At 59.3% G+C, this 14,913-nt stretch carries 14 protein-coding genes; 7 read left to right on the top strand and 7 right to left on the bottom strand.

Annotated features, from left to right (window positions below; all coding sequences use genetic code 11):
- Positions 1–52 precede the first annotated feature (52 nt).
- On the bottom strand, positions 53–1,213 hold the full coding sequence (gene trpB, locus ACFFT4_RS17015; protein ID WP_378049621.1) for a tryptophan synthase subunit beta: 1,161 nt from the start codon (positions 1,211–1,213) through the stop codon (positions 53–55).
- Between the two features lie 299 nt (positions 1,214–1,512).
- On the opposite strand from trpB, the gene ACFFT4_RS17010 reads away from it, so the two are divergent.
- The 5 genes from ACFFT4_RS17010 to ACFFT4_RS16990 all read left to right on the top strand — a co-directional run bounded on the left by ACFFT4_RS17010 (position 1,513) and on the right by ACFFT4_RS16990 (position 6,689).
- Positions 1,513–2,622, top strand: a complete 1,110-nt coding sequence (locus ACFFT4_RS17010; protein ID WP_378049619.1) for an iron-siderophore ABC transporter substrate-binding protein — start codon at positions 1,513–1,515, stop codon at positions 2,620–2,622.
- Positions 2,615–3,655 carry a FecCD family ABC transporter permease gene (locus ACFFT4_RS17005; protein ID WP_378049617.1) on the top strand — a complete coding sequence of 347 codons (1,041 nt, stop codon included), beginning with the start codon at positions 2,615–2,617 and terminating at the stop codon, positions 3,653–3,655. Before ACFFT4_RS17010 ends, ACFFT4_RS17005 begins: the two co-directional genes overlap by 8 nt.
- Complete coding sequence (locus ACFFT4_RS17000; protein ID WP_378049615.1) at positions 3,652–4,683, top strand: FecCD family ABC transporter permease; 1,032 nt, start codon at positions 3,652–3,654, stop codon at positions 4,681–4,683. The genes ACFFT4_RS17005 and ACFFT4_RS17000 overlap by 4 nt, the downstream gene beginning before the upstream one ends.
- Positions 4,683–5,486, top strand: coding sequence for an ABC transporter ATP-binding protein (locus ACFFT4_RS16995; RefSeq protein ID WP_378049613.1), 804 nt, complete (start codon positions 4,683–4,685; stop codon positions 5,484–5,486). Before ACFFT4_RS17000 ends, ACFFT4_RS16995 begins: the two co-directional genes overlap by 1 nt.
- 219 nt (positions 5,487–5,705) lie before the next feature.
- The gene (locus ACFFT4_RS16990) at positions 5,706–6,689 is read left to right on the top strand and encodes a helix-turn-helix transcriptional regulator (RefSeq protein WP_378049611.1); all 984 of its coding nucleotides are present in this window, start codon (positions 5,706–5,708) and stop codon (positions 6,687–6,689) included.
- A 43-nt stretch (positions 6,690–6,732) separates the two neighbouring features.
- Here the strand turns inward: ACFFT4_RS16990 and ACFFT4_RS16985 are convergent, their stop codons facing one another.
- Together ACFFT4_RS16985 and ACFFT4_RS16980 are read right to left on the bottom strand one after the other, a co-directional pair.
- A complete protein-coding gene (locus ACFFT4_RS16985; protein WP_378049610.1) occupies positions 6,733–8,184 on the bottom strand; it encodes a HAMP domain-containing sensor histidine kinase in 1,452 nt (483 codons plus the stop codon).
- Positions 8,174–8,851, bottom strand: coding sequence for a response regulator transcription factor (locus ACFFT4_RS16980; protein WP_378049608.1), 678 nt, complete (start codon positions 8,849–8,851; stop codon positions 8,174–8,176). The genes ACFFT4_RS16985 and ACFFT4_RS16980 overlap by 11 nt, the downstream gene beginning before the upstream one ends.
- Before the next feature lie 194 nt (positions 8,852–9,045).
- Between ACFFT4_RS16980 and ACFFT4_RS16975 the strand changes: the two genes are divergently transcribed.
- The gene (locus ACFFT4_RS16975; protein ID WP_378049606.1) at positions 9,046–9,918 is read left to right on the top strand and encodes an aminoglycoside phosphotransferase family protein; all 873 of its coding nucleotides are present in this window, start codon (positions 9,046–9,048) and stop codon (positions 9,916–9,918) included.
- Between the two features lie 28 nt (positions 9,919–9,946).
- On the opposite strand, the gene ACFFT4_RS16970 is transcribed toward ACFFT4_RS16975, so the two are convergent.
- The 3 genes from ACFFT4_RS16970 to ACFFT4_RS16960 all read right to left on the bottom strand — a co-directional run bounded on the left by ACFFT4_RS16970 (position 9,947) and on the right by ACFFT4_RS16960 (position 12,589).
- A complete protein-coding gene (locus tag ACFFT4_RS16970) occupies positions 9,947–10,465 on the bottom strand; it encodes a DinB family protein (protein WP_378049604.1) in 519 nt (172 codons plus the stop codon).
- An 86-nt stretch (positions 10,466–10,551) separates the two neighbouring features.
- Complete coding sequence (locus ACFFT4_RS16965; protein WP_378049602.1) at positions 10,552–11,526, bottom strand: helix-turn-helix transcriptional regulator; 975 nt, start codon at positions 11,524–11,526, stop codon at positions 10,552–10,554.
- A 259-nt stretch (positions 11,527–11,785) separates the two neighbouring features.
- A complete protein-coding gene (locus ACFFT4_RS16960) occupies positions 11,786–12,589 on the bottom strand; it encodes a zinc-binding dehydrogenase (protein ID WP_378049598.1) in 804 nt (267 codons plus the stop codon).
- Positions 12,590–12,924: 335 nt separating this feature from the next.
- Here ACFFT4_RS16960 and ACFFT4_RS16955 point away from each other — a divergent pair, with 335 nt between their 5' ends.
- Positions 12,925–13,353, top strand: coding sequence for a MarR family winged helix-turn-helix transcriptional regulator (locus ACFFT4_RS16955; RefSeq protein ID WP_378049596.1), 429 nt, complete (start codon positions 12,925–12,927; stop codon positions 13,351–13,353).
- Positions 13,354–13,367: 14 nt separating this feature from the next.
- On the opposite strand, the gene ACFFT4_RS16950 is transcribed toward ACFFT4_RS16955, so the two are convergent.
- Positions 13,368–14,912: an ABC transporter substrate-binding protein gene (locus ACFFT4_RS16950; RefSeq protein WP_378049595.1), complete on the bottom strand. Its 1,545-nt coding sequence runs from the start codon at positions 14,910–14,912 to the stop codon at positions 13,368–13,370.
- Position 14,913: the final 1 nt, after the last annotated feature.

The following is a 14,913-nucleotide window of genomic DNA, read 5'->3' as shown; positions in this document are numbered from 1 at the left end:
GACAACCCCATGCCGAAAAACGACGGGCTGCGGCGATGCGATACATTGCTTTCTATTTAAGCATGTGGAACACTTGCTCGACGTCCTTGTCGCCGCGCCCAGACAGGTTGACAATGAGCAGCTTGTCCCCGTCCATCGTCGGCGCAAGCTTCTTGGCGTAGGCGAGCGCATGGGCGCTCTCAAGGGCCGGAATGATTCCCTCGACGCGAGACAGCTCCCGGAACGCTTCCAGCACTTCCTCGTTCGTGACCGTCGCGTATTCGCCGCGGCCCGTTACCTTCAAGTGGCTGTGCTCCGGCCCGATGCCCGGATAGTCGAGCCCCGCCGCGATCGAATAGGTTTTTCTCGGCTGGCCTTCCTCGTCTAGCAGCACCAGGCACTTGAAGCCGTGGATGATACCCGGAACGCCCTGAGTCAAGGTCGGCGCCTGGTCGGGCTCGACGCCGATCAGACGGACGCCCGGCTCGTCGATATAGTGCGCGAACGCGCCGATCGCGTTGCTGCCGCCGCCCGCGCAGGCGATGACCGCGTCGGGAAGACGGCCTTCCTTCTCGACGATCTGCCGCTTGGACTCTTCGCTGATGATCGCCTGGAAATGCTTGACCATTGTCGGGAACGGATGCGGACCGACCGCGGAGCCGAGCAGATAGAACGTATTCCGATAGTTTTGGACCAGATCGTTCAGCGCCTCGTCGACCGCGTCCTTCAGACGCCCCTGCCCCTTGTCGACCGGAACGACGGTCGCGCCGAGCAGCTCCATCCGGAACACGTTCAGCGCCTGGCGGCGCGTATCCTCCGCTCCCATGTAAATGACGCATTCCATGTCGAACATGGCGCAGGCCGTCGCCGTAGCGACGCCGTGCTGACCCGCCCCCGTCTCGGCAATAATCCGCTTGGCGCCCATCCGCTTGGCCAGCAAAATCTGACCGATCGCGTTGTTGATTTTATGCGCCCCGGTATGGTTCAGATCCTCGCGCTTGAGGTAGATCTTGGCGCCGCCCCAGGCTTTGGTCAGCCGTTCCGCATAGGTCAGCGGGCTCTCGCGGCCAACGTATTCGCGCAAGTAGTAGCGGAGCTCCTCCTTGAATTCCGGATCGTCCTTGAATCGGTTGAATTGTTCGCTCAGATAGTTCAGCACTTCCTGCAATTCCGGCGGGACGAAGCTGCCCCCGAACTCTCCGAAATATCCCTCTTGCTGCATTTGCTGGCCCATATGCAAGCGCCTCCATCGATATGAATATGAATCGTTTTCGCTCTTATCGTACCACAAATCGCCGCGCTTGACCGTACGTCCCGCATGCTCCGGTCGAATCCCGCGACGTTTATTTCAAGGCGGGCGGCCCTAATCAAGAATCCGCATGGTATGACGGCATCGGCGGGGAAGACAGAAGCGGCCGCGGAGCGTTCCAGGCGCGATTTATCATTGACAACCCTCTCAAGGAAGATATAATGTTATTGGTAGTGATAATCATTATCAACAAAATAACATGAAAGATAAGGAAGGGTCTGCATATGACTACATCGCGCAACATCTCGTTAAAAGGGGTTATCCTTTCAGCCATACTTATGACGCTGCTCATCGGTTGTTCGAACAAGGAATCCGAATCGACGCCATCGCCTTCGTCCTCCCCGTCTCCAACCTCGAGCGCTTCGGCCAGCGTCGAATCGCCGGCGGCGGAAACGCCCGCTTCCGAGGAGCCGGCCGTCGAATATCCGATCGTAATCAAGCACGCTCTGGGCGAAGCCGTCATCGAGAGCAAGCCCGAGCGAATCGTGACCATCCAGTGGGCGAACCATGACGTGGCGCTCGCTCTCGGCGTCGTTCCCGTAGGCTTCTCGGCGGCGAACTTCGGCGTTCAGGACGGCAGCGGATTGCTGCCTTGGACGGCGGAAAAGCTCAAGGAGCTGGGCGAGACGAACCCGAACGTCTTCCAGGATACGGACGGCCTGGATTTCGAGGCGATCTCCGATGCCAACCCGGACGTTATTCTGGCCGCTTACTCCGGAATCACGCAGGAAGACTACGATCTGCTGAGCCAGATCGCTCCGGTCGTCGCTTATCCGACAGCTCCGTGGACCACGACCTGGCGCGAACAGGTAGAGCTTAACGCGACAGGCATGGGCATGCAAGCGGAGGGCGAACAGCTCATTAAAGATGTCGAGAGCATGCTCAGCGAAAAGCTGAAGGCTTATCCTCAAATTCAGGGCAAGAAGGTCGTCTGGGTTAACTTCTCGGCTCAGGATCTGTCCAAATTGCATATCTATACGCCGATCGATTCCCGCGTCGCGTTCCTGCACGAGCTTGGAATGGTCTATCCGGACAGCATTACGAGCCTGATTACCGATCCGAACAGCTATTCGCTGAGTCTGAGCGCCGAGAACGCGGAAGCTCTCTCCGACGCCGATCTGATCGTCGGCTACGGCGACGACGCCTTGTACCAAACGCTTAAAGCCGACTCCCTGCTCGGCAAAATCCCTGCAATCGAGAGAGGCTCCGTCGCGTTTATCACCAGCGATACGCCGCTGGTCGCAGCCGGAACCCCGAATCCGCTGTCGATCGCTTATACGATCGACGAATACCTGAAACTCATCGGAGGAGCTATCGACAAGATCAATGAATAGCTCTTCGGCCTCAACGGACCAACGGCAAAAACTGCATATGCCGAGAAACTTTACGACGGTTCTTGTCGTCTGTATCGTTCTGCTCGGCGTATGCGCGGTCGCCTCCCTCGTCCTTGGCTCTCGGCTGGTGAGGCTTAACGAGCTGATAGACGGTTTATTTCATGCGGACGTCGACTCCTACGGGGCGAATATCGTGCGCAAGAGAATTGCCCGAACCGTCTTCAGCCTGCTTTGCGGAGCGGCGCTCGGCGTTTCCGGGGCGCTCATGCAATCGGTCACCCGCAACCCGATTGCCGATCCGAGCATACTGGGAGTGAATACGGGCGCGGCCTTGTTTGTCGTTTCCGGAATCGCGTTCCTGAACATAAGCACCGCCAGCCAATACATTTGGCTGGCCTTGGCCGGAGCCGCGATTACCGCGGTGTTCGTCTTCGGAATCGGTTCCATGGGGCGTGGCGGTGCCACGCCCATTAAGCTTGTCCTGGCCGGAGCCGCCACCAGCGCCGCGATCTCTTCCCTGGTCTCCGCGATTCTGATTCCGCGCGCTTACGTCATGGATCAGTTCCGGTTCTGGCAGGTGGGCAGCGTCGGCTCGGGAAGCTGGGGCTCCGTCGCGACCTTCGCTCCGTTCCTGATCGCCGGAATGCTCATCGCCTTCCTGACGGCGCCGGCGCTTAACGCGCTGGCGCTGGGAGACGACGTGGCGACCGGGTTGGGCGTTCGCACGGGCGTGCTGAGATTTGTCGCGGCGCTGGCCGGCGTAGTCCTGTGCGGAGCCGCGACCGCGCTGGCCGGCCCCATCGGCTTCGTCGGGCTGCTGGCTACCCACGTCATGCGCCTGATTCTCGGGCCCGACCTGCGCTTCGTCATCCCGATGTCGGCGATATCGGGAGCCGTCATCTTAACGATATCCGATGTCATCGGCAGGCTGGTCGGCAGCCCCGGAGAGCTGGAGGTCGGCGTCGTAACGGCGTTCATAGGCGCTCCGATACTAATCATCCTTGCGATGAGATCGAAAGTGCGTTCATTATGAGAAAAGAACCTGTAGAGTGGATTAAGGCGGGCCGACGTCAAAGACGGCGCAGATGGATAGGAGTTACCGTCAGCCTTGCGGTACTCGCATGCCTTCTATGCTGCGCCATGCTGTTATTGGGCAATACGATCTATTCGGTCAAAGAGGTGATCCGCGCGCTGTCGGGGGAATCGGTCAAGGGCGTGTCTTTCGCCGTGAATACGATACGCCTGCCGAGAATGCTGGCCGGTTTGTTGGCCGGCTTCGCTTTCGGCATTGCCGGACACGTCTTCCAGACGATGCTGCGCAACCCGCTGGCGAATCCGAACGTCATCGGCATTACTTCGGGCTCGAGCGCGGCGGCGGTCTTCTGCATCACCGTGCTGCATGCGAGCGGGGCCGTCGTATCCGCCGCTTCGGTCGCCGCCGGCCTGGCCACCGTAATCGTCATGTATGTGTTGTCGAGGGGAAGAGCCTTCTCGATCGGACGGTTGATTCTTATCGGGATAGGCATCCAGGCCATGCTGGACGCCGTCATCTCCTATCTGATCCTGATCAGCTCGCAGCAGGACATTCCCGCGGCACTCAGATGGCTCGCCGGCAGCCTCAACGGCTCCCAAATGCGCGAGCTGCCGCCTCTTATTCTGTCGGTTGCGATTTTCGTCCCTGTCATCGTGATGCTGGGCAGGCGTCTGGATCTGCTGGAGCTTGGAGAGCAGGCGGCCTCTTCTCTCGGGGTGTCCACGGACAAGACCAGAATCGCGCTGATCGCCAGCTCGGTATGCATGATCGCGATCGCGACCGCGACGACCGGTCCGATCGCCTTTGTCTCCTTCCTTTCGGGACCGATCGCCAAGAGACTGGTCGGGGTCGGCTTCTCCAACGTCATTCCGGCGGGCCTTGTCGGGGTTAACCTGGTTTTGGCGGCCGATCTCATCGGACAGTTCGCTTTCGAGGTCAGATTCCCCGTAGGCATCATTACCGGATTGCTCGGAGCGCCGTATCTGATCTTCCTGCTCATCCGAATGAATCGAAAGGGAGAATTATAATGAAACCGACGCATCTTTTTCAAGCCGAACAGCTCGTTGCCGGCTATGACCGCAAGACGATCATCCACGGCGTGGACCTTGTCGTCCCCAGCCATAAAATCAGCGTCATTATCGGAGCGAACGGCTGCGGCAAGTCGACGCTTCTTAAGACGATGGCCCGGCTGATCAAGCCGATATCCGGCAAGGTTACGATCGACGGCAAGCCTATCGGCAAAATGCCTCCCAAGCAGCTTGCCCGGATTGTCGGGCTGCTGCCGCAATCCCCCATCGTTCCGGAAGGCATCTCGGTGGCGGATCTGGTCGGGCGGGGCAGGTTTCCGCACCAGACGCTGTTCAGCGGATGGACGAAAAAGGATTACGAGGCCGTAGCCGAAGCGATGACAATTATGAAGATTACCGAATTCGCCAACCACCATATCGACGAGCTGTCGGGCGGCCAGCGGCAGCGCGTCTGGATCGCCATGGCTCTGGCGCAGCAGACCGACATTTTATTCCTGGACGAACCGACGACCTTCCTGGACATCACCTACCAGGTCGAAATTCTCGATCTGCTCACGGACCTGAACCGCAAGCACGGAACGACGATCGTCATGGTCCTCCACGACATTAACCTGTCCGCGCGTTACGCGGACCATATTTTCGCGCTGTACGAAGGAAAGCTTGTGGCCGAGGGCCCGCCGTCGGAGGTCGTGACGAGCGCGTTGGTTAAAGATATTTTCGGTCTCGACTGCGCGGTGATCCAGGACCCTCTGTCGGGTTCCCCGATGGTCGTGCCCAGGGGGCGGTATCATATCGAACGCTGATCTCCGCCCCTGCCGTTCCTCTGCTGTCCGGGCCGCGACCTCCTCCTTCTCCAGCTCTTCCGCCAGATTCTCCTCGATGTATCTTGCCCTTTCCCCGCCAATTGCTGTAGAATCTTCTCGACCTCACGTCGCGAGAGAGTCGTTCTGGAACGGTTGAAGCCGCGGCGGACGCAGGAACGAATCGAACGGCGGAACGCCTGCCGGCCAGGAGAGCTGACAATGAAGCTGGAACGACTCATGACCATTACGATTCTGCTGCTTAACCGGAAGCGGATACAGGCGCAGGAATTGGCGGATCGACTCGAGGTGTCCCTGCGCACGGTGTATCGCGATCTCGAATCGCTCGGCCAGGCCGGCATCCCCATCATCTCCTATACCGGCTCCGAAGGGGGCTACGAAATTATGGACAGCTTCCGGCTGGACCGGCAGCTGCTCTCCTTCGACGAGCTGACCGCCCTCTTCACGGCGCTTCGCGGTCTTGAATCCACCAAAGCCTTCGATCGCTCGAATATGGATTTGCTGCTCGACAAAGTCGGCGCGCTGGTCGCTCAGGCGGAGAAGGGGCGGGCCGAAGCGGGAGATCGCATTCATATTGATTTTACCCCGTGGAAAAATAGCGAAGAGGACCGCAGCCGATATGAATCGCTTCGCCAGGCGGTGAACGATCGGAGACTGGTTCGATTCAAGTACACAGGCAGAAAAGGAGAGGAGCAGGAGCGCGAGGTTGAACCGATGGCGCTCTTGCTCAAAACTTACTCTTGGTACCTTCACGGCTATTGCCGCTTGCGAGGAGATTACCGAATTTTCAAGCTGTCGCGTATTCGGGAATTGGAAATTCGATCCGATACGTTCGTTCGTCGAACGGAAGCGTTGGCGGATCCGAAGATCAAATGGCAGAGGCCCGAGACGGCGGAGGCAAGGGAAGAGATTCGCGTTGTCCTGCAGTTCAAGCCGTCCGCGGCCGTGTCCGTGATGGACCGCTTCAACGAAGGGGAAACCGAACGATTGGCGGACGGGACGCTGATCGTGCGAACCGTCTACCCGGATGAGGACTGGCTGATCGGCACCCTCCTGCATTACAGGACGGATGTCATTGTGCTTGAGCCCGCCGATATTGCCGCGAAGGTCCGGCAGACCGCGCTGGATATTGCCGCACAGTATGCGGAATCCGGCCGTGTCGGCTCCGGCGGCGAGACGCGCTGACGGAAGCCGGCGGGAGAGGAAACTCGCGCCCGAACCGCCGGGCTTAATCTTTAGGCAGCGGATGAATCGCGGGGATGGTCAGCGTGAACAGGGTCCCTTCCGGACCGCTGCGAGAGAGCGCTAGATCTCCGCCCAGGGAGCCCGCGATCAGTCTGCTGAAGGGCAGCCCTATGCCCAGGCCATAGGTGCGCGTCCGCTTCTTTTCTCCCCGGTAGAAGGATTGAAATATTTCTCTCTGCTCCTCCGCGGGTATCCCTTCTCCGGTATCTTGAACTTCGATCCGATACTGCGACGGCTCGGCATGCAGACGAATCAGGATGCTTCCGCCCTCCTCCATCGCGTCCCTCGCATTGTTCAACAGATTGATCATGATCTGCTCCAGCCGGACCGGATCGGTCAGCACCTCCCAAGTCTCGCCTTCTCCCGCGGTCTCGACCGTGGGCTGGACGCTCGTCCTCTCCTGCGCCTGCTTCCAGCGCACGACCGTCTCGTTCAACTCCGCCAGCAGGTCCACGGGCCGATGGGTCACGGTGACCGAGTTGGCGGCAAAACGGTTAAAATCCAGCAAATCCTCCACCATCTTCTGCAGCCGGCCGGTTTCCTTTAAGCTCATCTCGAGAAATTCCTTCGCTTCCTCCTCGCTCACGACCTCATCCTTAACGGCTTGGATCAAGCCGCTGATCGACGCGATGGGCGTTTTCAGCTCGTGCGTCACCCCGAGGAACAGTTGATTGCGCAGCGATTCCAGATGCTCCAGCCGCTCGGCCATCTCCTTGAAGGACACCATTAATTCATGAATTTCCCTCTCGTCATGGCTGTTGTCGATGTCAACACGATAGTTGCCCGCGACGATCTGTTTGGCCGCGTCCGCCGCCTCCTGAATCGGCTTGAGCAAACGACGGGTCAGCAGGAAGAGAACCCCCCAGCCGATAATAAACGCAACGGCCACGATGGAGAATCGCAAAACCCGATGCTCGAGCGGCGTGGTCTTGAGCACCGTTTCCTTCTGCACCAAATACGCCACATACCCCGTAGTCCCCGCGGCGTTCCGGATCGGACTGACCGCCGCCAAATACGGAAGCCGGTTCTCGTCCGACTGCAGCTCGGCAATTTCGACGCTCCCGGCCGCGGCGGGAGGCAGCCGTTCGATCAGCCCCTCGGCTTCGAACGGGGCATATGAAGGAAACTGCTCGCTTAAGCTCCATTCCCGGTCAAACACAAAAACGAACGACCGGTCCCACAAGCCGTTCTCGCGCGCATGCCGATCCAGCAGACGTCCAAGCTCGGCCCCCTGCGGAAGCTTGCCGTCCCGCTCGGCCGCCTCGGCGACAACATCCCGAACCGTCTGCTCCAGCCCGTGGCGCTGCTTGGTCTTCGCGTCCCAGTAGATGAGGAATATGATCGCCGAGCTGGCGATCACAATGCTGACGAGCAGGACGATGAAGTAGCGGATCGACCAGTAATATAACAAGCTTCTACGCGGATTATTTGACACGGAACTGATACCCCAGTCCTCGAAGGGTCGCGATCTCTCCTTCATCCTCCGACCAGTCCCCCAGCAGCTGGCGGATTCGCTTCACGGACAGATCGACGGCTCTGTCGCTGCCCTCGTAGTCGATTCCCCACACCGCTTCGATAAGTTGATCGCGGCTAAACGATTGATTCGGATGCTGCGAGAAAAAGAGAAGAAGATCCAGATCCCTCGTAGTCAAGGGTACGACCTCTCCGTTAACGGTGACCTCCCGCGAGGCATAGTTGATTTTCAGTTGGCCGAATATCGCCTCCTGCTCCGTCAAGACATGAGGGGGCCGCCTCAGCACGGCTTGGACGCGGGCCACGACCTCTTCGCCGACAAACGGCTTGCACAGATAGTCGTCCGCCCCTTCCCGCAGCCCCTTCAGGCGCTGCTCGACATCGCCCAAAGCCGTCAGCATAATGACCGGACAAGCGCTGGTTTCCCGGATCGCCCGCAGAATCGACCAGCCGTTGCGGTTCGGCAGAAGCACGTCCAGCAGCACAAGCGACGGCTTCTCCTCCCGAAATGCGCGAATGGCCGCCTCCCCGTCGTAGGCCTGCTCGACGGCGTAGCCCGCCTTGACGAGATATGCCTTCAGCACCCTGGAGAGGATGGCATCGTCCTCGACAATCAGGATTTTGTTCATGACTCAACCTGCCTTCGACGGTATAATACCTTTTGCACCGGTATAACGACCTCTTCTCCGACAAAAGGCTTACTTCGCTATGGTTCCCACTTTATCATACGCGTCGCTTTTTGCTAACCGTTAACTTCGGAATCGTGTCGGAAAAATGTCGGAGCCCGGAATTGCGCGATTTGAGCGAAGGAGGGAACAACGCAATGGAAATCAACGCCGGTCTGGCAAGCCGACTGGTTCGCCGCCAATTTCCGCAGTGGAAGGACTTGGAGATTGTCCCCGTGCCCCAAGGCGGACACGACAACCGCACCTATCGGCTGGGAAGCGAAATGACGATTCGTCTGCCAAGCCATGAACGCTATGCCTCGGCGGTCGAGAAGGAGCTCAAGTGGCTGCCCGTTCTCGGACCGCAGCTGTCCCTGCCCATTCCGACGCCCGTCGCGCAGGGCGAGCCCACGGACGAATATCCCCTGCCCTGGTCCATCAACCGATGGATTGAAGGCGATACCGTCACGCGGGCGAACGTTCGCGATCTTAACGGATTTGCCGAAGATCTTGCGGGTTTCCTGAAGGAATTGGAGGCGATCGACGCCAGCCATGGCGTCCCCGCAGGCGCGCAGAACTTCCATCGCGGAGGCGATCTGGCGGTCTACGATCCGGAGACAAAAGCCGTTATCGCGCAACTGTCCGGCCAATACGATCAGCGGCTCTTGACGGACATCTGGGAGCGTGCCCTGGCGACAAAATATGCCTCCGCGCCGCTGTGGCTGCACGGGGACGTTGCCGTGGGCAATCTGCTCGTGCGAGACGGGCGACTGTGCGGCGTTATTGACTTCGGAACGATGGGAGTTGGCGATCCTTCAAGCGATCTGGTGATTGCCTGGCATTTTTTCGATGACGCCAGCCGCAATGTCTTCCTGAGCCGCATGAATTTCGACCGGGATACGGCGGATCGCGCGCGCGGCTGGGCCCTGTGGAAAGCGCTCATCACCTATGCCTGGAACGAGCCGGGCTCGGAAGCCGCAAATTGGGGGAAGCGCGCGATCGACGTCATCCTTCGCGACTACGGAGCGTGATGGCCTCGCCGCCTGTATCTCCCGCCGTTTATCTCTGTCCTTGCTGCCGCTCCAGCAAATAAAACATATAATCGGTCGGGACGCCGGCATACCCTTGCTGCCTCAGCATTGCGGTCACGTTGCCCCGGTGGTAGGTTCCATGGTTGACCACGTGCCGTAAAATTTCGGAGAAATGCGTATCGAGGGAGCCGTATTTCGGATGCTCGATCGTCATCGCTTTGTCCGGGTCGGGCGTATGCGCCAGCAAATGGCGGAACTGCTCGGCGACGCCGGCGAACAGCTGCCGCATCCCGTCTACGCTTTGGCCTTGCGCCTCCTCCGTCCAGATCGGGAGCTTCGGAAAAATATCCGCGTTCGGAATTTCCGCGAGCACGGACCTGTAGAGCTGATCGAACAGATACAGGTGGGCAAGCGTCTGCGACACGGACGGGAACACGCTGGTCACTTCCTTATGGAACGCCTCCTCCGGAAGCTGTTCCAGGTGGTCGAATAGCCGGTCGTTAGCCCAAACATGATATTCGTATAGCTGATGCGAGTGTTGAAGCATGGCGGATAATCCCCTTCCTTCGTGGTGACGCGTACGGCTTTCGCCGCCTTGTCTCCATCGTATACCGGGTTCGCTGACAAAGGCTGTCAGCGAAGTTCATCGGAATCGTAATGCTTGGCAATTCCGCGCGCCATTTCCCGGATACGGCTTTTCAGCTCCGGCGGTTCCAGAACGCGAATGTCCGGGCCGAACGTGATCAGATACATCGGAAGGTACTTGTCCATCGTCGGAGCGTCGAGCAGGAACCTGGCTTCCCTGTCGGTCCGTTCCGTCAAATAATGACGCAGATGCCAATGGCCGCAAACCGCATTCAGCGTTTCCGGCTCTCCCTCGATGCGGATGACGGTCAGCGGCCCCTCCGCCTCTCGTTCCCGCTCGGACCGGCTGCGGAAATAGGCGGACGCGGAAAAATGCTCCGGCTTCTCGAACCGCGCTCCGGTCGGCTCCAGCCGTTCGATACGGTCCACCCGGAACGTCCGCAGCGCCCGCGACCGATGGCAGAACGCGACGGCGTACCATTCGCTGCGGTCGTAAGCCAGCCCGTACGGATCGACTTCGCGTTCGTCGGCCTGCTCCGAGTTCGCTTTGCGATAATCGATGTGGACCGTTCGGCCCTCCTTCGCCGCCTGCTCCAGCTCTCGCAGCAGTGCAACGACGGAAGGCGGACGCGCCGGGGAGATGACATCCAGGCCGCTCGACAGATCGGACAGGTCGTGACGCTGCTCTTCGTGCAGGCCGTTCTCCACCTTCTTCAATGCGCTTTCCAGCTCTTCCGTATACGGATAGCCGGCGCCCTGCGCAAATTTAAACGCGTCCGCAAGCGCCTTCAGCTCCACCGAACTAAAGAATAAGGGCGTCTCCTGAAAGCTTTCCAATATGCGAATGCCGCCATCGTGGCCGGCTTCCGCGACGACCGGCACGCCGCTCGCGCACAGCGCGTCGATATATCGGTAAACGGTACGGACGCTGGTCTCCAAGCTGCCCGCGATCTGCGCCGCGGTCATCTTCCTTCCGGATCGCAGCATCCACAGCATGGACAGCATATTGTCCCATTTTGCCATCGGGCGCCCCTCTTTTCCTCAGCGAAAGTGAATCTGGCCGATTCACTCGGGTTATTCTCCGAGGTCTATTATACCTTTTTTACAGGCGCCCCAAATCCCTTCAGCCGATCTAGTCCCGCCCCGCCTCATACAGCTTCTGCGCCACCATGGCCGGTCTTGTGAGCGAATCGGTCATATGGTCCCCGTCGCCGACGATCAGACGGAATGGCCCGAGCCGCGAGGACATATGCGGATACCAGCCTAAACCCTCCCCTTGCTTTCAACATCCCGCCGCGGGTACGAACACAACCCGTTTTCCGGGATCGGAAGGAGCATTCCAAGCTTCCTCTACTTGGGATAGCGGGAGAGGCGACGCGTTCACTTTAAGCTTTCCCGCCGCAATAGCGTCGATCAACGCCGGAAATTCGGCCATATACCCGGCTGTCGTGACCGAGCCCTGCCCGCTGCCGAGCAGTTGAAAGTTGGCGGAACGAAGAGCGGCGGAAGGCACGGCTGCCGCAGCGCCCGCAACGGAACCGATCTGAATCCAGCACAAAGCCCGACTCCGATCCGATCTCTTCGTCAGCATAGAGATCATCGCAAGCTCCGCCGGTTCCCCCCACAAGTAGTCGATCACGAAGTCCGCTTCGGACGCCGCTTCTCCCAGTCGATCGGCGGCTTCCTTCGGATCGCCCGCAAGAGAGACGACGGAGTCGGCGCCCAATGCCGGCAGAGATTCGAGACGATCCGGATCGCGTCCGGCGCCGATGACTTGACTCGCGCCAAGCAGCTTGGCGATTTGAACGGCCATCTGTCCCGAATTTCCGGTCGCGCCGAGCACAAGAACGCTGTGCCCAGGCTGGAATTCAACCCGGCGGCGAAGAGCTACCCAGGAAGACATCGCCGGATTCATGGCGGCGGCGATCTGAACCGGATCGACGTCTTCGGACAGAGGCACGCTGCGGCGCAGGTCGATCACCGATTGCTCGGCCAATGTCCCAAACGAGGTGTCGGGGGCGACGAAATAAACCCGTCGACCGTCCGCGAGCCTCCCCACGCCGTCAATACCGGGAATAAGCGGCAATGCCTCCTTGCTTGTATAATGGGAACCATTGGCCTGAGACCGAACTCGAGGATGTAAACCGGCGGCAAGAACGTCGACTATTGTTTCATGTTTTCCGGACGGTTGCGGCAAGTCGATAACTTCGTATTTAGGAGCTGCATCGAAAGCGCGTACTACTGCTGCATACATCACGGAGCCTCCATTCGCGACTTTGCGCGTTCAATTAGTTTGTTACACAAACAATATAGTTTGTAAAGCAAACTAAGTCAATGGCTCTGTGGTATACTAAGTGAAAAAAGTTCGGGGTGAATATGTTGAATACTGATCCGTATACAACTGAAAGCGATCTTTCAGTCATGGACGGCTTCATGCAGCTTTCCTTCCTGGCTCAAGCCATTCTCGGCCGAACGGGAGCCGAACACGATCTCTCGATCATTCAAATTCGGCTGCTGGGGATTCTGCGGGACCGGGAACCGAGCATGGCGCAGCTCGCCCGGCATCTCGGTCTCGACAAATCCAGCATTACCGGCCTGGTCGATCGAGCCGAGCGGCGCGGACTCGTCGAACGCACGACCTCTTCGACCGACCGGCGAGGCTACAATGTCAGGGTCACGGCTGCCGGATGGCAAATCATTCGCGCGGTCGGCGATGAGATCGAACGCCAAATCAATGCCGTATTCGCAAGATTAACCGAGGTTGAACGCGCTCAATTCGCCGCGCTTGCGACCAAAATCCTGGACGCTTCATCGCCAGGTTCAAGTCCGCCTGACGAATCCGAACGGTAATCGGGCGAGGTCCTTTAATTCGCAGGACGAATCGCCGATGCGCCGCCCCGCACAGCCCGCCAGGCGTCCAGCTGTCTCTGCACCTCGTCCCGCACTTCGTCGATGCCCGCCTGGCGAAGCTCCGAGATAAACTTCGGCAGCACGGAATCCACATCGACGCTGCCCGTCATCAGACCGGAAAAATATTTCTCCCACACCATTTGGATATTTTTCAGCTGAAGAGGCATCGCGGTCAAGTCCGGAGTAAAGCCCAGCGTGCCCGAATAGACCGCCTCCTTATTGCTGGCGCGGAACTGGTCCCACTTGTCCAGCGGGTCCGGGAACTGCCCGCCCATCGTCTTCAGGATAAACCAATTGCCCTGGGTATACTGCACGGCGACATAGCCGGGCTGCGCGTCCGGGATCGGGTTGCCGCTGCCGTCCGTCGGCGGAATCGGGACGACCTGGCCGTTATCGTCCAGCGTGTAATGCACGCCCTCGATTCCGAAATTAAACAGATTGCGCACCTCGGGGTCCGTGTTCAGCAGGTTGAGGAACTTAATGGCCTCGACGGGATGCTTCGAATCCGCGTTAACGGCCATGACCCCTCCCCGCGTGGACTCCGTCGTAATCAGCGCGGGAGTAACGGGGTAAGCCACAAGCTTGTAGCCGCGGTCCTTGCTCCAGCTGTTTTCCGACAGCGGCCCGCCTCCCGCGCCCTTCCAGAAGACCAGGTCGCCCCGCTTGAGCCCCGGGCTTTCCCGCAAAGCCGCGTCCTCGTTAATAAAGCCCTCCACATAGTAATGGCGAAGAAGATCCAGCACGCGCCGGGCTTCCTCGGTTTCGAAGATGCTTACGACCGCAGAATCGGGGTCCTGGCCTTTGATCATCAGCGGGAGCGACTTCTCCGCCACATACTGGTATCCATCCAGAGCGAAGAAGTTCTGCGAGCCCTTGTCGAGCTCCATCGGCTGATAGTCGGGCTCCTTCTCCTTGATCATCCGCAGCAGCGGTTCGAGCGAGGCCAGCGTCGTGTACCGGGAAATGTCGATGCCGTACTTCTTGACCAGCGCCTCCGGATACATCCAATGGTCGCGCACGGCCAATTCCTTGTTGGTCGGCACCCCGTAGATGCCGCCGTCGTCCATCTGCACGCCTTGCCAGAACACGGGGTCGATCGCGTCGTACATCTCCCTGCCCGCAGTGGTCAGATAGTCGTTCAGCTTGAGAAACGCGCCGCGCTGCGCGTAATTCGTATATTCCACCGCAAAAGCGATGTCGAAGGGAGTTCCCGCAGACACGAGGGTATTGAGCCGCTCTTCGTACTCCTGCCAGCCCACTTTAATATAGGTGAGGGTCACGCCGATTTTCTTGGCCAACACCTCGTTGATCTTGTCGTTGACCTTCTGCAGGTCCCGGTCGGGATCTCCGATCGTGTAGTAGATCAAATTCACCGTGTCGCCGCCCGTCGCGGCATACCCGCCGCCGGAGGCCGAAAAGCAGCCGGACAACGTCGACGCCAGCAGCAGAATAAGCGCGAAGGATATGGCCGAACGGCTCGAATTCCGTTGTTGTCGCATA

Source organism: Cohnella cellulosilytica, assembly GCF_042431195.1.
Taxonomy (GTDB): domain Bacteria; phylum Bacillota; class Bacilli; order Paenibacillales; family Paenibacillaceae; genus Cohnella; species Cohnella cellulosilytica.
This window is presented reverse-complemented; position numbering and strand designations above follow the sequence as displayed.